The organism is Nocardia sp. NPDC004278 (assembly GCF_053602975.1).
The window spans coordinates 344476-362560 of sequence record NZ_JBSGEQ010000003.1; the positions used below are offsets into that span (position 1 = coordinate 344476).

General features: G+C 66.2%; 16 protein-coding genes, 3 tRNA genes and 1 pseudogene. 10 read left to right on the plus strand and 10 right to left on the minus strand.

All coding sequences use genetic code 11. From position 1 onward, the window contains the following. Nucleotides 1-22 precede the first annotated feature (22 nt). On the plus strand, nucleotides 23-1222 hold the full coding sequence (locus ACWEO2_RS06545; RefSeq protein ID WP_452404411.1) for a winged helix-turn-helix domain-containing protein: 1200 nt from the start codon (nucleotides 23-25) through the stop codon (nucleotides 1220-1222). Between the two features lie 292 nt (nucleotides 1223-1514). Here the strand turns inward: ACWEO2_RS06545 and ACWEO2_RS06550 are convergent, their stop codons facing one another. Next, nucleotides 1515-1961 (minus strand): toxin-antitoxin system HicB family antitoxin, encoded by a 447-nt coding sequence (locus tag ACWEO2_RS06550; protein ID WP_452404412.1) that lies wholly within the window; start codon nucleotides 1959-1961, stop codon nucleotides 1515-1517. Between the two features lie 146 nt (nucleotides 1962-2107). Between ACWEO2_RS06550 and dapA the strand changes: the two genes are divergently transcribed. The 5 genes from dapA (at nucleotide 2108) to ACWEO2_RS06575 (ending at nucleotide 10618) form a co-directional block, all read left to right on the plus strand. Further along, a complete protein-coding gene (gene dapA / locus ACWEO2_RS06555) occupies nucleotides 2108-3016 on the plus strand; it encodes a 4-hydroxy-tetrahydrodipicolinate synthase (RefSeq protein ID WP_452404413.1) in 909 nt (302 codons plus the stop codon). A gap of 67 nt (nucleotides 3017-3083) precedes the next feature. Continuing rightward, the gene (locus tag ACWEO2_RS06560) at nucleotides 3084-5090 is read left to right on the plus strand and encodes a ribonuclease J (protein ID WP_452404414.1); all 2007 of its coding nucleotides are present in this window, start codon (nucleotides 3084-3086) and stop codon (nucleotides 5088-5090) included. A 308-nt stretch (nucleotides 5091-5398) separates the two neighbouring features. Beyond that, nucleotides 5399-6025 carry a TIGR03085 family metal-binding protein gene (locus ACWEO2_RS06565; RefSeq protein WP_452404415.1) on the plus strand — a complete coding sequence of 209 codons (627 nt, stop codon included), beginning with the start codon at nucleotides 5399-5401 and terminating at the stop codon, nucleotides 6023-6025. Nucleotides 6026-6262: 237 nt separating this feature from the next. Then, entirely contained in the window at nucleotides 6263-8851 is a 2589-nt protein-coding gene (locus ACWEO2_RS06570) for a DNA translocase FtsK (RefSeq protein ID WP_452404416.1), read from the plus strand. Nucleotides 8852-8923: 72 nt separating this feature from the next. Then, nucleotides 8924-10618 carry a carbamoyltransferase N-terminal domain-containing protein gene (locus tag ACWEO2_RS06575; RefSeq protein ID WP_452404417.1) on the plus strand — a complete coding sequence of 565 codons (1695 nt, stop codon included), beginning with the start codon at nucleotides 8924-8926 and terminating at the stop codon, nucleotides 10616-10618. A 31-nt stretch (nucleotides 10619-10649) separates the two neighbouring features. Here the strand turns inward: ACWEO2_RS06575 and ACWEO2_RS06580 are convergent, their stop codons facing one another. Then, nucleotides 10650-10817: a hypothetical protein gene (locus tag ACWEO2_RS06580; RefSeq protein ID WP_452404418.1), complete on the minus strand. Its 168-nt coding sequence runs from the start codon at nucleotides 10815-10817 to the stop codon at nucleotides 10650-10652. A gap of 242 nt (nucleotides 10818-11059) precedes the next feature. Continuing rightward, nucleotides 11060-12016, minus strand: coding sequence for an NAD-dependent epimerase/dehydratase family protein (locus ACWEO2_RS06585; RefSeq protein ID WP_452404419.1), 957 nt, complete (start codon nucleotides 12014-12016; stop codon nucleotides 11060-11062). A 304-nt stretch (nucleotides 12017-12320) separates the two neighbouring features. On the opposite strand from ACWEO2_RS06585, the gene ACWEO2_RS06590 reads away from it, so the two are divergent. From ACWEO2_RS06590 to ACWEO2_RS06600, 3 genes and pseudogenes are all read left to right on the plus strand, one after another. Next, the gene (locus tag ACWEO2_RS06590) at nucleotides 12321-13091 is read left to right on the plus strand and encodes an oxidoreductase (RefSeq protein WP_452404420.1); all 771 of its coding nucleotides are present in this window, start codon (nucleotides 12321-12323) and stop codon (nucleotides 13089-13091) included. 30 nt (nucleotides 13092-13121) lie between these two features. After that, nucleotides 13122-13226, plus strand: a pseudogene (locus ACWEO2_RS06595) (short-chain dehydrogenase); the annotation flags it as partial. A 97-nt stretch (nucleotides 13227-13323) separates the two neighbouring features. Continuing rightward, nucleotides 13324-13494: an SDR family oxidoreductase gene (locus ACWEO2_RS06600; RefSeq protein WP_452404421.1), complete on the plus strand. Its 171-nt coding sequence runs from the start codon at nucleotides 13324-13326 to the stop codon at nucleotides 13492-13494. On the opposite strand, the gene ACWEO2_RS06605 is transcribed toward ACWEO2_RS06600, so the two are convergent. From ACWEO2_RS06605 to ACWEO2_RS06630, 6 genes are all read right to left on the minus strand, one after another. Then, nucleotides 13443-14369 (minus strand): LysR family transcriptional regulator, encoded by a 927-nt coding sequence (locus ACWEO2_RS06605; protein ID WP_452404422.1) that lies wholly within the window; start codon nucleotides 14367-14369, stop codon nucleotides 13443-13445. The two genes, ACWEO2_RS06600 and ACWEO2_RS06605, sit on opposite strands and share 52 nt — an antisense overlap. A 239-nt stretch (nucleotides 14370-14608) precedes the next feature. Then, nucleotides 14609-14681: transfer RNA gene (locus ACWEO2_RS06610), tRNA-Arg, on the minus strand. 24 nt (nucleotides 14682-14705) lie between these two features. Continuing rightward, nucleotides 14706-14779: transfer RNA gene (locus tag ACWEO2_RS06615), tRNA-Leu, on the minus strand. Between the two features lie 198 nt (nucleotides 14780-14977). Next, nucleotides 14978-15053: transfer RNA gene (locus tag ACWEO2_RS06620), tRNA-Trp, on the minus strand. 79 nt (nucleotides 15054-15132) lie between these two features. Beyond that, a complete protein-coding gene (locus tag ACWEO2_RS06625) occupies nucleotides 15133-15279 on the minus strand; it encodes a hypothetical protein (protein ID WP_452404423.1) in 147 nt (48 codons plus the stop codon). Nucleotides 15280-15363: 84 nt separating this feature from the next. Beyond that, nucleotides 15364-16203, minus strand: a complete 840-nt coding sequence (locus ACWEO2_RS06630; RefSeq protein ID WP_452404424.1) for a class I SAM-dependent methyltransferase — start codon at nucleotides 16201-16203, stop codon at nucleotides 15364-15366. A 133-nt stretch (nucleotides 16204-16336) separates the two neighbouring features. On the opposite strand from ACWEO2_RS06630, the gene ACWEO2_RS06635 reads away from it, so the two are divergent. Then, the gene (locus ACWEO2_RS06635) at nucleotides 16337-17341 is read left to right on the plus strand and encodes a TerC family protein (RefSeq protein WP_452404425.1); all 1005 of its coding nucleotides are present in this window, start codon (nucleotides 16337-16339) and stop codon (nucleotides 17339-17341) included. Nucleotides 17342-17478: 137 nt separating this feature from the next. Here ACWEO2_RS06635 and ACWEO2_RS06640 read toward each other — a convergent pair whose 3' ends face one another. Then, nucleotides 17479-18030, minus strand: a complete 552-nt coding sequence (locus ACWEO2_RS06640) for a hypothetical protein (RefSeq protein WP_452404426.1) — start codon at nucleotides 18028-18030, stop codon at nucleotides 17479-17481. Between the last annotated feature and the right edge of the window lie 55 nt (nucleotides 18031-18085).

Consider the following 18085-nt stretch of genomic DNA (forward strand, 5'->3'; position numbering starts at 1 on the left):
CCCTCATGGCATTGTCGTGAGCATGCGGAAGATGAGTGCGGCCGCGGCGCGTCGGACGGCGCTGGCCGCGCAGGGGTTCGCGGCGCGGCGGCCCAGCACGACAACGCGGAAGTCGGTTCTGGGTGCGGTGGCGAGAACACAGCTGCTGCAACTGGATTCGGTATCGGCGGTGGTGCGCGCGCACTATGCGCCGGTTTTCAGCCGGATCGGCGGATACGACCGCACGCTGCTGGACGACGCCGCCTGGAGCAATGGTGTGCGGCGCCCCCGGCGACTGGTCGAGTACTGGGCGCACGAGGCGGCGCTGATCCCCGTCGAGGACTGGCCGCTGATGCGATGGCGAATGCGCAGATACGAGCACGGTCGCTGGGATGGCGTGCGCCGGGCGAAGGAGCGCAACCCCACCCTCGGCAAGGACATTCTCGATGTGATCACCGAGGTCGGCGCGGCTACCGCCGGTGAGGTGGAGCGTCATCTCGAACTGGACAAGCCGCGCCCCAAAGGGTCCTGGTGGAATCTCAGCGATACCAAGATGATCTGCGAACAGCTCTTTGCCGCCGGTGAACTCTCGGTCGACAAGCGGGTCGGTTTCGCCAGGCACTACGACCTGGCCGAGCGGGTGATCCCGCCGGAGATCCTGGCACGCGATGTCTCCGAGACCGACGCGGTGCGGGAGTTGGTATTGCGCGCTGGGACCGCACTCGGCGTCGCGACGGAAACCGACCTGCGCGACTACTACCGGCTGCACCGATCACAAACCGAACCGGCGATCGCCGATCTGGTCGATGCGGGGGAGTTGGAGCCGGTCGAGGTGACAGGGTGGGATAAACCCGCCTATCTGCGTGCCGGTGCGTCGACGCCGCGCCGGATCGAGGGTGCGGCGCTGCTGTGCCCGTTCGATCCGCTCATCTTCTTCCGCGCCCGCACCGAGCGGATCTTCGACTTTCACTACCGGATCGAGATCTACACGCCGGAAGCCAAACGGGTGCACGGCTATTACGTCTTTCCATTCCTGTTGAACGGGGAGTTGGTGGGCCGCGTCGACCTGCGGGCCGAGCGTGCCGCCGGACGGCTGCTGGTGCCCGGTGCGTTCGCCGAGCCCGGCCACCGCACTCCGGAGACGGCCCGAGCGCTCACCGACGCGCTGCGCGAGATGGCCGACTGGCTCGAACTCGATGAGGTGGTGATCGGCGAACGCGGCGATCTCGCGCGGCTGTTGTGAACGGTCGCACTCAGGCCGATTTCGGGTTCCCGCGTGGCTGCGTGTTCCACACCCGTGCCACGAACCGCTCGACGTGATCGAGCGCGTCCCTGGCTTCGGGCAGCAGCGGGAACATGTGGAACCTGCCCCGCCACAGCTGGGCCTCGCTGTCGCCGCGCAATACGCTGCGGCATCGGCCACCAATACCTCGGCGGTGTCCGCCTGCTACACAACGCTGCTTGCAATAGCTAGCGGTACCCGAACCAACCGCCACGCTGGAGGGAAACCGCTCTCGATCGGATATCGGCCCCGGTCAGATATCGCGCTTGGGTCCGTATCCGCGCATCTGATCGCGCAGTGCCCCGCTGACGGCGTTCGATAGCCACGAGTTCAGCGAAACCCCGCTCGCCGCGGCCGCCTCCTCCGCCTTGGCCTTCATCTGCTCGACCAACCGCAGGGTGACCCGGCTGATATCACCGGTCATTTCCTCGAAGGTCGGATGTTCGCTCTCCGCGGGCGGGTTCTTGCGGACGTCCACGGTCGCATCGGTGCCGTCCACCGAGACATGTACCGTCCGGTCGCCGAGTTCGGTGCTGACCTCGGCGGCGAGATCCGACAGCGCCGCCAGCAGCGCCAGTCGCGCCGAACTCTCCGTCGCCGCCGCCAGTGCGGCGGCAGTGGCCTGGGTCTTTTCATCACCGAGTGCGGCGGCCGCGATCAGGTCCTCGCGTAGCCGGGCGGTGTATTTATTCAAATCCATGACATCAGTGTGACGCCATTTGTGATGTCATTCAAGGAAGTTTTGACATCATGATCATGGAGTGGGAGGCGAATCACTTGCCCGGGCAAGCCGATCGGCGGTCGGGGTGTCGAGGGCGTTCCCTGGAGCGGGTAGCCTTTCTGACCATGACGAACGGTGAATCGACGCCAACGGAGTTGCGCGCGTCCGGCACAGTAGGTGTCGCGATGGTGACCCCCTTCGGTGCCGACGGCAAGCTCAATGTCGATGCCGGGGTCGCGCTCGCGGCACGCTTGGTCGACCGTGGCGTCGATTTGCTGGCGATTTCCGGGACCACCGGGGAATCGCCGACCACCACCGAATCAGAGAAGGCGGACCTGCTGCACGCCGTCGTCGACGCCGTCGGCGATCGTGCCACCGTAATCGCCGGTGCGGGCACCTACGACACCGCGCACTCTATTGAACTCGCCCGCAATGCCCAGCGCGCGGGCGCGCACGGCCTGCTCGTGGTGACTCCGTATTACTCCCGCCCGACCCAGGACGGCCTGCTCGCGCACTTCACCGCCGTCGCCGACGCCACCGACCTGCCCGTCACCCTGTACGACATTCCGCCGCGCTCGGTGGTTCCCATCGCCAGCGACACCATTCGCAAGCTCGCCGAACATCCGCGCATCGTGGCGGTCAAGGATGCCAAGGGCGATCTGAATGCCGGTGCCGACCTCATCGCGAATACCGATCTGGCCTTCTACTCCGGCGACGACGCGCTGAATCTGCCCTGGCTCTCGGTCGGCGCGACCGGATTCATCAGCGTCATCGGACATCTCGTGCCCGAGCGGCTGCGCGCCCTGCTCGACGCATACACCGCCGGTGACGTGGTGCGCGCCCGTGAGATCAATGCGAGCCTGCTGCCATTGAATGCCGCGATGTCGCGCCTGGGCGGCGTCGCCATGAGCAAGGGCGGTCTGCGCCTGCTCGGCATCGAGGTCGGCGAACCGCGTCTGCCGCAACTGATGCCGACCATCGAACAACTCGACGCCCTGGCCGCCGACCTTCGGCTGGCAGGGGTGCTTTCATGAGGAGTAAGCGAATCAACGACACCGCACTGTCAGACATGATCGAACCAACCAGAGGTGAGGTGCAGTCATGACTGAATCAGTAGGCCGCAGACCCCGGCGGAGCGCGACCCGAGCCGCGGGCGCGCCCGAACCCGCGGCGCAGCGTCCGGCCGCCTCGGAAAAGTCCGATCGGGCAGCGCAATCCGAAGCTGGCGAGCTATCGCGATCCCCCGAATCGGCACCCGCCCAGCAGGCTCCCGCCGCGAAGGCTTCGGCCGCGAAGGCTTCGGCCGCGAAGGCTCCGGCCGCGAAGGCTCCGGCCGCCAGGGCCGAGCAGCCCCGCAGACAGGGCCGCGGCCGTCCGCAGGGTGGCCGCGGACGCGGTGAGCAGCCTCCGGCCCCGGCCGAACGCGCCGCCACCGACCGGCTCGGCGCACCGCCGAAGCTCCCCAAGCACGGTCTGCGGGTCTTCGCCCTGGGCGGCATCGGCGAAATCGGCCGCAATATGACCGTTTTCGAATACGGCGGCAAACTGCTCATCGTCGACTGCGGTGTGCTGTTCCCGGAGGATCAGCAGCCCGGCGTCGACCTGATCCTGCCCGACTTCCGGCCCATCGAGGACCGGATGGACGATGTCGAAGCCATCGTGCTCACCCACGGCCACGAGGATCACATCGGCGCGGTGCCGTTTCTGCTGCGGCTGCGCGGCGATATCCCGGTTGTCGGATCGAAATTCACCCTCGCGCTGGTGGCCGCGAAATGCCGCGAACACCGGCAGCGCCCGAAACTCGTCGAGGTGATCGAGGGCCAGCACACCACGCACGGCCCGTTCGGCTGCGAATACTTCGCCGTCAACCACTCGATTCCGGACGCCATCGCCGTCGCCATTCGCACCCCGGCGGGCGTCGCGCTGCACACCGGCGATATCAAACTCGATCAGCTGCCCCTGGACGGTCGCCTCACCGACCTGGCCGGATTCTCCCGCCTCGGTGACGAGGGCGTCGACCTGTTCCTGGTGGACTCCACCAATGCCGAGGTGCCCGGCTTCGTCACGCCCGAACGCGAGATCGGCGGCGTACTGGACACGGTGATCGGCAAGGCTCGCAACCGGGTGATCGTCGCATCGTTCGCCAGCCACGTGCACCGCATTCAGCAGGTGGTCGATGTGGCCCAAAAGTACGGGCGCCGCGTGTGCTTCGTCGGCCGGTCGATGACGCGCAATATGGAGATCGCGCAGGAGCTGGGCTATCTGACGGTGCCCGACAGTGTGGTCGTCGATCTCGATGTCGCCGCCACCCTGCCGGGCGATCGGCTGGTGCTGATCTCCACCGGATCACAGGGCGAACCGCTTTCGGCCTTGTCGCGGATGGCGCGCGGTGAACACCGCCAGATCAATATCCGCGCCGACGACCTCGTGGTGCTGGCCTCATCGCTGATCCCCGGCAATGAGAATTCGGTGTTCGCGGTGGTCAACGGTCTGGCCCGGCTCGGCGCCACGGTGATCACCCAGCAGAACGCGAAGGTGCACGTCTCCGGGCACGCGTCGGCGGGTGAGCTGCTGTATCTGTACAACGCGGTGCGGCCCACCAATGCCATGCCGGTGCACGGCGAATGGCGGCATCTGCGCGCCAATGCCGCGCTGGCCGTGGCGACCGGTGTGCCGGAGGATCGGGTGGTGCTCGCCGAGGACGGCGTGGTGGTCGACCTGGTCGACGGGATCGCCTCGATCGTGGGCCGGGTTCCGGTCGGGCATGTGTATGTCGACGGTCTGTCTGTCGGCGATGTCGGCGAGTCGACGCTGTCGGATCGTCTGGTCCTGGGCGAGGGCGGGTTCATCTCGATCACCCTCGCGGTCGACTCGACCACGGGCAAGGCGGTCAGCACCCCCGAGATCAGTGGGCGCGGATTCTCCGATGATCCGACCGCACTGCTGGACGCCGCGGAGTTGGTCGAGGCCGAACTGCTGCGACTGGCCGGTGAGGGTGTCACCGATACCCATCGGATCGCGCAGAGCGTGCGACGCGTGGTCGGGCGGTGGGTGGCCGAGACCTACCGCCGCCGCCCGATGATCGTTCCGACGGTTATCGGGGTCTGACAGCTGTTGTGAAACCGCCGGATGACATTGTCGCCCGGCGGTTCTTCACGTTCTGGCTCGGACAGATCGAGTCGCGTGGTCGCGGTCGGCGCCGGGCCCTGTCATGGCGGGTGCTGCTTTCGAAGCCGTCACTCGATTTGGCGCGCCCGTCACGCATGAACCCGAGCTCGACGGGCTGTTGTCGGAGCTGCACACATGACTTTCTCGGGCGGGGATATGTAGTGCGCCCGCCGGATTCGGGGCTATGGCGGCAGAACCGGAGCTGACGGGCGTCGAATTGCCGGAGCTGGTCGGCTATGTTCGGCAGTGTGAACATGGCACAGCGGGAACGCCGGGCGCTGGTCGACACGATGTCCGCCGTCGGACCGGATGCGCCGACCCTCTGCGGCGAGTGGACCGTGCGAGATCTGGCCGCGCACTTGGTCGTTCGTGAACGCCGCCCGGACGCGTCCCCGGGAATCATGCTGAAGCCGCTCGCCGGATACCTGGAGTCGGTACAGACCAAGGCGGCACGGCGGCCCTTCCCCGACCTGCTGGAAGACGTGCGGACCGGTCCGCCGTGGTGGTCGCCGCTCAAGCCGGTCGATGCGGTCGCCAACCTGACCGAGATGTTCGTCCATCACGAGGATGTGCGCCGCGCCGCGCCCGGTTGGGAGCCGCGTGCGCTGCCCGCCGGCGATGAGGCCAGCCTGTGGGCGGCGCTGCGCCGCATGGGCAAGATGGCCTACCGGAAATCGCCGGTCACCGTCGAGCTGGCCACACCGGATGGAAAGAACGCCGTCGTACATACGAAATCCGGAACCGCGAAGGTGACGCTGACCGGCAAGCCCTCCGAACTGCTGCTGCACGCCTTCGGTCGCGATGAGGTCCGGATCGAAACCGCGGGTGATCCCGATGCCGTCCGGAGTGTGCTGAGCCTCGATCGCTCGGTGTAGCCGGTGCCGTACCGGGCAACATGCCCACTGCGATGACAATTTCGCTATGACCGATTTCGTCCGTACATGGGTAACTCGTCGGGCACGCCCAAAAGCCGCCTAGCACTTCACTCTCGGCCCGATTCGGGACTTTAGCGGCACTTGCGACCGGCAAAATACTCGGGGAGGCGGATCAGTGACCTGCGATACGTGTGTGGTTGATGGTCTGGATGGGGCGTTTGCGGCTAGCCTGAGCCTATGGCAGGTAAGTCCCGCAGCTCCACGAACACTCGTGCGCGGGCGGGATCGGCCCGGGGGAGGACCACCGCGGCATCTCGTTCGGGCCAGGCTCGCTCCGTTGGTCAACGCCGGTCGCCCGCGCCGCGCGCCCGAACCGCCCCGGCGCGCCGCCCGGTCCCCCGCAAGTCCGATACCGCACCGCTCGCGGTGCTCAGCCGCGGCGTCAGCAGCGGCTGGAATATGCTCGCGCGCGGACTCGGCGCCACCACCCGGGCGGTGAGCCGGGCGGGCGAAATCGAACACGGCCATCGTCGCGACGGCACCGCGTTGGCCCTCATCGCGCTCAGCGCGGTGATCGCGGCCGCGGTGTGGCTGTCCGCGGGCGGGCCGATCGGGCATTGGGTCGAAGCGGCGATTCGCGCCGTCTCGGGATCGGCATCGGCCGGACTGCCCTTCGTGGCCACGGGCATCGCCATCATCCTGATGCGGACCGAGGCGCATCCGGAGATCCGGCCGCGGCTCGTACTCGGCGGATTGCTGACCGGGTTGCCGATCCTGGGACTGTGGCATATCGCGGCCGGGGCGCCAACCGATGCGCACGGACGTTCCCGCGCAGCGGGTTTCGTCGGTTTCGTGGTGGGCGGGCCGCTCACCAATGGACTCACCGCTTGGCTGTCGGTACCGATTCTATTGCTGGCCATCGTCTTCGGGTTGCTGTTGGTGACCGGAACCACCGTGCGCGAGGTGCCGCAACGGTTGCGCGAGTATTTCGGGACCGGCAGCGGCGGGGACGAATACGGTGACTTCGACGGCGAATCCGAGTTCGATCCGGCCAATTACGACGCCGACGGATTTCCGCTGCATCGAAATACGAAGTCCAAGCGACGCGGTCGGACACCGGAGGAGAACTACCCGCCCGATGAATTCGGCGGCTCGGACGCGGTCACCGAGGTCATCGGTGAGCCGCCGCTGCGCGATGCGAAACCGATTGCGGTGGCGGAGGTCCCCGAGGAGAAGCCCAAGCCGAAGAAGCGTGCCCCGGCCAAGGTCGAGGACCAGACGCCGCCACCATCGAAGCAATTGGAGTTCGTCACCGACCGCGAGGTCGAGGGCGATTACACGCTGCCGCCGCTGACGCTGCTGACCGATGGGGAGCCACCCAAGAAGCGCAGTGCCGCCAATGAATCGATGATCGAGGCCATCACCGAGGTGCTGGTGCAGTTCAAGATCGATGCGGCGGTCACCGGCTTCGTGCGCGGCCCGACGGTGACCCGCTACGAGGTGGAGCTCGGCCCGGGTGTGAAGGTCGAGAAGATCACCGCGCTGGCCCGCAATATCGCCTATGCCGTTGCCACCGAGAATGTTCGGCTGCTCGCCCCGATTCCGGGCAAATCCGCCGTCGGCATCGAGGTGCCCAATTCCGATCGGGAGCTGGTGCGCCTGGCCGATGTGCTGAAGGCGCCCGCGACTCGAAATGACCACCACCCCTTGGTGATCGGACTCGGCAAGAATATCGAGGGCGATTTCGTCTCGGCGAATCTGGCCAAGATGCCGCATCTGCTGGTCGCCGGTTCTACCGGTTCCGGTAAGTCGAGTTTTGTGAACTCGATGCTGGTATCGCTGCTCGCGCGGTCGACCCCGGACGAGGTCCGGATGATCCTCATCGACCCGAAGATGGTGGAACTCACCCCTTACGAGGGCATTCCGCACCTCATCACGCCCATCATCACCCAGCCCAAGAAGGCCGCCGCCGCGCTGACCTGGCTGGTCGAGGAGATGGAGCAGCGCTACCAGGATATGCAGGCCAATAAGGTGCGCCACATCGACGACTTCAACAAGAAGGTCAAGTCGGGTGCGATCACCGCGCCGCTGGGCAGCGAGCGCGTGTACCGGCCATACCCGTACATCCTGGCCATCGTCGATGAACTCGCCGACCTGATGATGACCGCGCCGCGCGATGTCGAGGACGCGATCGTGCGCATTACCCAGAAGGCGCGCGCCGCGGGCATTCATCTGGTGCTCGCGACACAGCGGCCTTCGGTGGACGTGGTCACCGGTCTGATCAAGACCAACGTGCCGTCCCGATTGGCCTTCGCCACTTCGTCATTGACGGATTCGCGCGTCATCCTGGACCAGCCGGGCGCCGAGAAGCTGATCGGTATGGGCGACGGCCTGTTCCTGCCGATGGGCGCGAATAAGCCCACCCGCCTGCAGGGCGCGTTCATCTCCGATGAGGAGATCCACGCGATCGTCGACTTCACCAAGAACCAGGCCGAACCCGAGTACCAGGAAGGCGTCACCGCCGCTAAGGCGGGTGAGAAGAAGGACGTCGATCCCGATATCGGCGACGACCTCGAGGTCTTCGTTCAGGCCGTGGAGTTGGTCGTGACTTCACAATTCGGCTCGACCTCGATGCTGCAGCGCAAGCTGCGTGTCGGCTTCGCCAAGGCGGGCCGCCTGATGGACCTGATGGAAACCCGGGGCGTCGTCGGCCCGAGTGAGGGTTCCAAGGCACGCGATGTGCTCATCAAGCCCGACGAGCTAGCGGGTCTGCTGTGGACGATCCGCGGCGGCGGTGCCGAGGAGCCGGAGAGTCCGGAGGCCTAGCGCCGAAAATCCTTCGGCGACAACTATTCTCACCGTCGGCGGGCCACTGCGGCGTGGGTACAGTGGCCCGACATGGTGATCTGCGGAATCAAGGTGTCGCACGATGGCGGTGTCGCGGTTGTCGAGGACGACCGGTTGGTGTTCAGCATCGAGATGGAAAAGCTCGGCAACGGACTCCGGTACAGCGCGCTGGGTGATCTCGACCGGGTCGCCGAGATTCTACGTTCGGAGGGGCTGACGCCCACCGATATCGACCGGTTTGTGGTCGACGGCTGGTTCGCGAACGGTGCGGTGCCGGATACTGATTCGACGGAGCCGTCGAGTATCTCGACGCTGGCCGGTGGCCGCCCGATCGAACTCGCGGTCGCGCCGTACCAGGATCGCCCAGGGCGCACGCTGCCGGTCGCGCGCCATCGCTTTCGCGGTCACGGATTCGGTTCCGCCGCGGAGGAGTACGTCAGCTATCACCATATCGATCAGCACATCCTGGGTGGCTACTGCACCAGCCCGTTCGCGGCGCGCGCGGAGGATGCGCTCGTGCTGGTCTGGGACGGCGGCACGGCAGCACGGGTCTACCATGTCGCGGCGGCGGCCCGAACCGTCCGGGCGGTGGCCACCGTGCTGCCGGTCGTCGGCAATATCTTCACCTACTTCAGTTCGCACTTCGAGCCGTTCATCCCGAAAACCGAAGGTCTGTCCCGGGCTCAGATCCTGCGGCAGCACTTGGCCATTCCGGGGAAGGCCATGGCCTACGCCGGGCTGGGCACCGTGGCCGAGTCGGCGTACCCGGTGTTCGATGGAATCCTTGCGGCGCAACCGAATCCGTCGCAGGATGCGGCCCGTTTGGTCGGTGCGAAGACATCGGCGAATAGGGACGAACTCTTTCCGGGATTGTCCGATGCCGACCTCATCGCCACCTTCCAGGCGTATCTGGGGGATCGGTTGGCGCGGGCGCTGAGTTCGCTGCTGCGTCAGGACTCTTCGTTGCCATCGAAGCTGGTTGTGACCGGCGGCTGCGCCTTGAACATCAAATGGAACTCATTGCTGCGCACACAGGGCATTGTCGAGGAGATCTGGATTCCGCCCTTTCCCAATGACTCGGGTGCCGCGATCGGCGCCGCATGCTGTGAAATGTTCCGGTACGGGCGGAGTCCGGCATTGCGGTGGGATGTGTACTCCGGTCCGCGGGTCGGTGTCAGTGGGGTGCCGGAGAACTGGCGCAGACAGCCCTGCGACGAGTTGGGAGTCGCGCGCTTGCTGCACCGGGTGGGCGAGCCGGTGGTTGTGCTGTCGGGTCGGGCGGAGCTGGGACCGCGGGCGCTGGGCAACCGCAGCATTCTGGCTCCCGCGACGGATGCGGCGATGAAAGACCGGCTCAACGACATCAAGAACCGTGCGCACTACCGGCCGGTGGCACCGGTCTGCCTGACCGCCCGTGCAGCGGAGGTCTTCCAGCCCGGCGGCAGCGATCCGTACATGCTCTTCGAACATCGCACCCGCCCCGAGTGGACCGACCGTATTCCGGCGGTGCTGCATGTCGACGGTACGGCACGGCTGCAGACCATCGATGAATCGGCCAATCGCGCCACCGCTCGCATCCTGGCCGGGTACGCGGCCATCAGCGGCGTGCCGGTGTTGTGCAATACCAGCGCGAATTTCGAAGGCCGAGGGTTCTTTCCGGACGTGGCCTCCGCGGCACGGTGGGGTGGTACCCGCTACATCTGGTCCGAGGGGTATCTCTTCACCGATCAGTCCGTCACTGCCTGACGGGCACGGCCCGCTTCTCCCGGTCCGATGCCTACTTCCTGTCGAGATCGACCAATTTGCAGACACACAGCGTCACGGTGTGCGCGAGGATGCCGCCGAAGTAGCTCTTGCAGAACTCCGCGTAGCCGATGGGGTCGCACTGGTGCGCATGCCAGGCCGAATCGACCTCGAGGTCATCGGGCAGGTAGTTGCCCTGCATACCGCTGGCGCGGAAGCGCTCCAGCGACCGCTGGTAGCGGGTGACCCGGTCGTCGACATCTTGTCCAGCAGCGGCAGACCGGCGGCGTGTACGGCGGCAGCGGTGTCGGTCGGCAGATCCCAGGTCGGTTGCAGCAATGCCGAACCCGAGGGCGGTGCGGCCACCGCGGTAGCGCCGAAGGCACTCACCAAGGTGCCCAGCGTTGCGGTGAGAAGTGAAGAGGCAATTCGCATTTCGCGAAACTATGCACAACCGGGCGAGTGCCGGAGCAGGTCCTTCCCACCGGTGACGGCGCCGATCCGAACTGCCCAGGCGTCCTTGATGATGGTGTCGATATCGGATGACATCGGCGACCAGTCCAGTTCGGCACGCACCCGGCGGCTGTCGCTGATGAGGCGCTGCGGTTCCGGTGCCGCGGCACGGTATTCCACCGCGATGTGGCGTCCGGTCACCCGCGCGGCCGCGGCGACGAGGTCGTTGACGCTGGTGCCGATACCGGTGCCGATGTTGTAGCGACGGCACCGGCCCGGCCGGGGGAGTCCGGTCGCGGCGGCGACGAAGGCGCGTGCGGCGTCGTCGCGATGCAGATAGTCGCGGACCGCCGTGCCATCGCCATTGACGTTCAGCGTCGCATCCGCGCCAGCGGCCACGGCGAGGATCCGCGAGACGATGCGCGTGTCATCCGGATCCGGGCCACCGGCAATGTTGAACAGCCGCAATACCGTTGCGTCGAGCCGACCGGTCGCGGCCTGTGCGGCGATTACCGATTCGGCGGCCTGCTTACTGGCCGCGTACGGGTGCGGTGGATCGTCCATCAGATCCTCCGACATGGGCTGCCGCTCCGGTGTCCCGTAGATCGACGCGGTAGATGCGAATACGAGTCGTTGCACCCCGGCTGCCGCCATGGCCCGCAGCAGCGTCACGGTCCCCGCCACGTTTACTGCGAAGTAGTCGAGCGGCCCGGCAAATGATTCGCGAACGCGCGTCAGCCCGGCGAGATGGCAGACCAGATCGACCTCGCGCAGTGCCGCACCGAGGGCATCGTGGTCGCGCAGGTCGGCGCTGTGTATCGGAATCCCCTCCGGGACACGGGAGCGTTCGCGATGCACCAGCCCGACGACGTCGTGTCCGGCGGCGCACAGGGTCGCCGCGACCGCGCTGCCGAGATAGCCATTGACTCCGGTGACGAGTGTCCGCACGGGACTATCGAACCAGGCCCGCGGAAGCGCCGGTGCGGTGGTAGCTCATCGTGGATTGGCCAACGGTCGGTTCAGAGCTTCGGCGTCATCAGCCTGCGTCGACCATGAGCGAAAGGGCCGGGACGGCATAGGAATTGCCTATGGCGCCTGCTGAATTTTCGTCTTTGCCTCTCGTTCTTCTGCGGACATACCGTGAAACAGCTCGACGAGGTGCCCATAGCGGTTCTCCGAAGATTCGCGCTCTGGGGCACATCGATCTCTTTTTCCGTCGAGCCGACAAACACCTAATCGAGAGGACGCCGGCATGAGCACGATCGAGAACGGTTCGGAAACGCGAGAACTCGCGGGTAAGCGGGCCCTGGTGACGGGTGGAACTCGCGGAATCGGGGCGGCCGTTGTGCGCCAACTCCTGGACGCGGGTGCCGAGGTACTCACGACCGCCCGGTCGGGGACTGGTGCGGTGCCGGAGGGGGCCATCTTCGTGGCGGCCGACGTGCGGACGCGGGCGGGCGCGGAGGCGCTCGCCGCGGCTGCGCAGGAGGTGCTCGGTGGGGTGGACATCCTGGTCCACAACGCGGGCGGGGCGGGACCGTACCAAGGCGCTCTGGCGATCCCGGACCAGGCGTGGCAGGACGCACTGGACCTGAACTTTCTGGCTTCGGTGCGGCTGGACTCGTTGCTGGCACCGGGGATGCGGGAACGGCGTTCGGGGATGATCGTGCACATCTCCTCGGCCGCGGTCCCCACTGTGGCACCGCCGTTCCTGCACTACACCACAGCGAAGGCGGCGCTGGAGAACTACAGCCGGGGATTGGCCGCGGAGTTGGCCCCGTTCGGAATCCGGGTCAACACCGTGTCTCCCGGCAGAACCGCCACCCCCGGCGGCGAAGCAACGCGGGAGCAGTGGGCGCGCTTGGCCGCGGGGCCGGGCCAGGACAACACCACCCCACCGCTGGGGCGCGATGGTCAGCCCAATGACATCGCCCACGCGGTGCTGTTCCTCGTGTCCCAGCGGGCAAGCTGGCTGACCGGAAGCAGTCTCGTCGTCGACGGCGGCGAATTCCCCAGGGGCTGAACGAGTTTCGAGACACAGAAGCTCGCCCCGCTGCTCAGCACGGGCGCGGGCGTCGTCCTCACCACCTCGAACGCGAACGTCATGGGCTTGCCGGAAACCAGTGTCTATGCGGCGGGCAAGGCGGCGCTGCGCTCGATGGCCCGCAGCCTCTCCCGCGAGCTGCTTCCGCGCGGAATTCGTTGTCAACGCAATCAGCCCCGGTCCCGTCGACACGGGAATTCTGGAAAACACGATGACCGCAGCGGCCGCCTTACAGTTCAAAGCGGAACGGGTCGCGGACAATCCCACGCGGCGTTTCGGCACCCCCGGCGAAATTGCCAGGGCGGCAGCATTTCTCGCTTTCGATGCCACCTACGCGGTGGGCACCGAGTTCGTCGTGGACGGAGGTGTCACCCAGCTCTGAGCGGGCGTGTGCCAGCTCTGCTCACGCAGGAGTTCGAGCAGGGCCGTCTCCGCTGGACCCGCGTCCTGCCGGACCACGGCGACGACGGGCTGGGACACGACTGGGCCCACCGGGCGTGCGAGGTACTCCGCACCGTGGGGCACCGCGGAGGCAGGAACGAGCGTCACTCCCAGCCCGTGGGCGGCCCAGCGCACGGCCGTCGCCGTCTGGGAGACACGGGCGGCCGTGGTCGAGGTCAGCTCGTTGTCGCGCAGCACACCCGTCAGCACGCCGTCGAGCGCGCTGTCGCGGTCGAACCGCACCCACGATTCCCCCGCCAACTCACGCAGTTCGACCCGGTCCACAGTGAGCAGCCGGTGCCCGGCGCTCAGCACCACGACGAACTCTTCGTAGCCGAGATGGTGGGCATCGGCGGGGCCACGCTCGCACGCCGCCATCAGGGCGAGGTCCAGCACGCCCTGGCGACACAGCCGCTCCAGCTCGGCGGAACTCGGCTCCTCGAAGACGGTGACCTCCAGCCGCGGGAAGCGGCGGCGCAGCATGCTCAGCACGCCGGGCAGCTGCCGCGTGCCGAAGCCCATCTGCGCCGCGACCACCAACTCGCCCACCAGCTCATCGGCACCGGCCCGCGCCGTTGCCCGCGCCCGCCGCGACGCGCTCACCGCGACCTGCGCCTCGCGCAGGAATGCGCGGCCCACCACGGTGGGCACCAGTCCGGTCGGTGTGCGGGCGAACAGTGTCACGCCGAGTTCCCGCTCCAGGTTGCGGATCTGCTGGGACATCGATGGTTGAGCGACGTGCAGCAGCTCCGCCGCCGCCGTCACCGAGCCCGCCTCGGCAACGGCCAGGGCGTACTCGAACTGACGAAGGCTCATCGGCTCGCGTCCCCTTCTCGGGCGGGCCACCGCCCAGCCCGTTGTGATCGCTGTAACAAGTGCCACAACGCCGGAGGCGGCGCGTTTACTCCGTACCTCGCTACGACGGTCCATCTGAACGAGCACATACCGCGACCGGTGCGGTTCGAATCGGCCATGCGACCCGGCCGGAAGATCAAACGTTCGGGTCGATTCGGAGTCAAAGTCCGCCATGCTGCCGTTACACCACACTCCGTCAGCGCGCTCGGAAGGATTCGAACCTTCATCCGCCTGCTCCGTAAACAGGTGCTCCATCCGTTGAGCTACGAGCGCTGGTCCGGGTAGGGACCCGGATCGTTCCCTCGGCGAGATTCGAACTCGCATCAACCGGATCCTAAGTCCGGTGCCTCTGCCAATTGGGCTACGAGGGAATGGTTTTGGTACCCGTGGGTGGAATCGAACCACCGACCTGCGCCGTCGGAAGGTATCCGTGGCGACTGCTTGCAGGTCGCTCGAAAGGGTCAGCTCTGATTCGCTGAGTTACGCGGGCCCAAAACCGGTCTGCAGCAGGGTTATTCATATCCTGCATTGCGAAAATCCTACTGCCGTATATTCACTGTGAAGTTATCTGGCGCGGATGGAGGGACTCGAACCCCCAGCCGACGAATTTGGAGCTCGTTGCTCTTCCAGTTGAGCTACATCCGCGGGACAAGAAAAAGGGGCCGCTCCATGGCGATCATTTCGCCGGGAGCGGCCCCTGCTCAGGCCTTCTCGAATCGAGACCTCAGGGGCGGCTCCGGGTGTTCGCCTGTCGCGGCTGCGACATCGGCGGCCAGGTCAGGCGCAGCTGCAACGTCGACAGCCGGGCGCCCGCACGCAATTGCCGGGCACCGGCGAGGGAGCGTAGTCCCTGGTCCTGAGTGCTGGTCATTGCGTTTGCCTTTCGTGGTCCGATTACGGGGTGCGATAACGTTCCGGATAACGCTAACACCGAAAGACGCGACGAGGAACCCATTTATTCCCCACCGGCGAGTTCTCGGCGTGCTTGGACGGTGTAGGTCAGTGGCAGCCGCTCCGGATGCTCGGTCAGCCGCCACTCGCCATTCGCATCCCGTGTCATCTGTCCGGGCAATGCCTCCCAGGGAACGCTGCGGTGCTCCACCAGTCCGGTGATGGTCAGGCCGTGGTCGAGCAGTGCGGTCACCACATCGCCGAGTCCGTGATTCCATTCGTGGGTCATGATCTGCGTGAATACGGTCTCGGTCTCGACATAAGTTGTTCCAGACGAAAACACCAGGGGCTCAGGCATTTCGAAGTAGGGATACCCGACGGTCGGTCGGTCGGTATGGGTTTCGTCCATCGCCCACAGCATCGGATGGCCCTCGCGCAGAAACAGTCGCCCGCCGGGTCGCAGCAGGTTTGCGACGGTTCGCGCCCAGCGATCGATACTCGGAATCCAGCACAGCGCACCGATTCCAGTGAATACCAGATCGAATTGTGCTGTGCCGAGCGCGGATACCGCGTCATACACATCCGACTCAACGAATTCAACGGGTGTGCTGGTCTTTTCGGCCAGCAGTCGCGCCTGGGCGAGCGATGCGGAGGAGAAGTCCAGTCCGGTCATCCGCGCCCCGAGTCGCGCGAGGGAGATGGTGTCGGTACCGATGTGGCATTGCAGGTGCACGCCGCGCAGCCCGCGGATATCGCCGAGTAGCGGCAGATCGAACCGGACCACCTCGCTGAGGTACTCCGGATCCGCGAGGAACCGGGCCACGGCGTAGTCCGGCGATGCGGCATGCGCGGGGGCGCGCTCGTCCCACTTCGCCTTGTTCAGGATGCGGTAGTCGTCGGTCATGCCCGCGACTGTGGCACGGCGGCCGCCCGACCCGCATGTGAAATTATGGTCAGCAACTATCCCGCTAGCTCGGCAGAACGGACAAATCGGGCATGATTGCTGTCATGACATACCTTGCCGCCCCGGAGCCCGCATGCACGTAACCGCACTCGAGTGGACGCTGACGATCGCGGTGATCCTCGGCCTGTTCGTCTTCGACTTCTTCGCTCACGTTCGAACTCCACACGATCCGACCTTCAAAGAATCCGGCACCTGGTCGGCGATCTACATCGGCATCGCCCTGGCATTCGGCGGATTCGTCGCCTGGCGCTGGGATTCGACCTTCGCGGGGGAGTACTACGCGGGCTTCGTCACCGAGAAGGCGCTCTCGGTCGACAACCTGTTCATCTTTCTCATCATCATGTCGACATTCGCGGTGCCGCGGATCTACCAGCAGAAGGTGCTGCTCATCGGCATCGTGCTGGCGCTGGTCATGCGCGGGGTGTTCATCGCCGTCGGCGCGGCCGCGATCAGCGCGTTCAGCTGGGTGTTCTATCTGTTCGGACTGTTCCTGGTCTACACGGCCGTCAAGCTGCTGCGGGAGAGCGGACACGAGGTCGAGCAGGAGGAGAAGCGCGACAGCCGGATCGTGACGCTGGCCAAGAGGGTGCTCCCGACCACCGACGAATACGACGGCGACAAGCTCGTCGCCCGGGTCGACGGGCGACGCGCGGTGACCCCATTGCTATTGGCGCTATTGGCGATCGGCTTCGCCGATCTGCTGTTCGCGCTGGACTCCATCCCCGCGATCTATGGTCTCACCGAGCAGCCCTATATCGTTTTCACCGCGAACGCCTTCGCGCTCATGGGCTTACGACAGCTGTTCTTCCTGATCGGCGGCCTGCTGGATCGGCTGGTCTACCTGTCCTACGGACTGTCGGCGATCCTGGCGTTCATTGGCGTCAAACTGGTGCTGCACGCATTGCACGAGAACACCTTGCCTTTCATCAACGGTGGTGAGCACATCAAGGTACCGGAGATTTCGACACCGGTCTCGCTGGGTGTCATTCTCGGCATTCTGGTCATCGCGACGGTGGCGAGCCTGCTCAAAACCCGTGATGCGGGGCCCCGATCGCCCGCGGGCCGAATCAACGACTAGTACCGCTGTCCAGACAGCTCCCGCCCTATCGCCCCCTGTGTCAAGGGCGGTCGAATGTAGTCGAACGGTGGTCGCCCAGGCCGTATCGACCGCCAGATGACTACGCTCGGCGGGCGGCCGAAGTGGGTGGCGGGGTGCTAGAACACGCGGTGGTGGTCGGGGGCGATCTCGAAACCGTGTCCGTTTGCCTCGTTGCGGCAGGTGACCCCGGCGGGCTGGGCCAGGCAGGTGAAGCCGTACACGCTCAGGCTCGAGCCGGGCGGCAGCACCGGTCCACTCGTCTGTCCGCCAGTCATCGGCGGTCCGTCGAAGAAGCCCCGGTTCACGCAGAGATAGCCGGCGCTATCGCCGACGGCGAGGACCGCCGCGCTCGGGTCGCTACTCCAACACGCCTGCATCTCCCGCGGTGCTGGGCCCGTCACACCCTGGCAGCCCACCGATCGTCTCGGCTGTCCGAACGGCTCATCGAGTAAGCCGCAGGCGATGGTGCGATCGGCGGTTCGGAAATAGTAGCCGTCATCGGTGCGGTACTCCCGCTCGTCGGCAATGCCGGGGTGCGGCACAGGGTGACCCGCGACGACGGGTTTTACCGGTTCGCTGGAATCGGTACCCAGCTCGGGCCATGAGCATGCGGTCAGCGAAAGGGCCGCAGCCGACATCGACGCGAAAATCGCGGCGGATATGCGCATATTGGGGAGTCTGCGGCCCCGGAGGTGGGTTCGCCGACAACCCGCATCGGTGTGT

What these genes read in the sequence shown, in the direction of transcription:
- ACWEO2_RS06545 (WP_452404411.1), top strand. Translation starts at nt 23, where the DNA reads ATGCGGAAGATGAGTGCGGCCGCGGCGCGTCGGACGGCGCTGGCCGCG.
- ACWEO2_RS06550 (WP_452404412.1), bottom strand. Translation starts at nt 1,961, where the DNA reads ATGGATTTGAATAAATACACCGCCCGGCTACGCGAGGACCTGATCGCG.
- dapA (WP_452404413.1), top strand. Translation starts at nt 2,108, where the DNA reads ATGACGAACGGTGAATCGACGCCAACGGAGTTGCGCGCGTCCGGCACA.
- ACWEO2_RS06560 (WP_452404414.1), top strand. Translation starts at nt 3,084, where the DNA reads ATGACTGAATCAGTAGGCCGCAGACCCCGGCGGAGCGCGACCCGAGCC.
- ACWEO2_RS06570 (WP_452404416.1), top strand. Translation starts at nt 6,263, where the DNA reads ATGGCAGGTAAGTCCCGCAGCTCCACGAACACTCGTGCGCGGGCGGGA.
- ACWEO2_RS06575 (WP_452404417.1), top strand. Translation starts at nt 8,924, where the DNA reads ATGGTGATCTGCGGAATCAAGGTGTCGCACGATGGCGGTGTCGCGGTT.
- ACWEO2_RS06580 (WP_452404418.1), bottom strand. Translation starts at nt 10,817, where the DNA reads ATGCAGGGCAACTACCTGCCCGATGACCTCGAGGTCGATTCGGCCTGG.
- ACWEO2_RS06590 (WP_452404420.1), top strand. Translation starts at nt 12,321, where the DNA reads ATGAGCACGATCGAGAACGGTTCGGAAACGCGAGAACTCGCGGGTAAG.
- ACWEO2_RS06600 (WP_452404421.1), top strand. Translation starts at nt 13,324, where the DNA reads ATGACCGCAGCGGCCGCCTTACAGTTCAAAGCGGAACGGGTCGCGGAC.
- ACWEO2_RS06605 (WP_452404422.1), bottom strand. Translation starts at nt 14,369, where the DNA reads ATGAGCCTTCGTCAGTTCGAGTACGCCCTGGCCGTTGCCGAGGCGGGC.
- ACWEO2_RS06625 (WP_452404423.1), bottom strand. Translation starts at nt 15,279, where the DNA reads ATGACCAGCACTCAGGACCAGGGACTACGCTCCCTCGCCGGTGCCCGG.
- ACWEO2_RS06630 (WP_452404424.1), bottom strand. Translation starts at nt 16,203, where the DNA reads ATGACCGACGACTACCGCATCCTGAACAAGGCGAAGTGGGACGAGCGC.
- ACWEO2_RS06635 (WP_452404425.1), top strand. Translation starts at nt 16,337, where the DNA reads ATGCACGTAACCGCACTCGAGTGGACGCTGACGATCGCGGTGATCCTC.
- ACWEO2_RS06640 (WP_452404426.1), bottom strand. Translation starts at nt 18,030, where the DNA reads ATGCGCATATCCGCCGCGATTTTCGCGTCGATGTCGGCTGCGGCCCTT.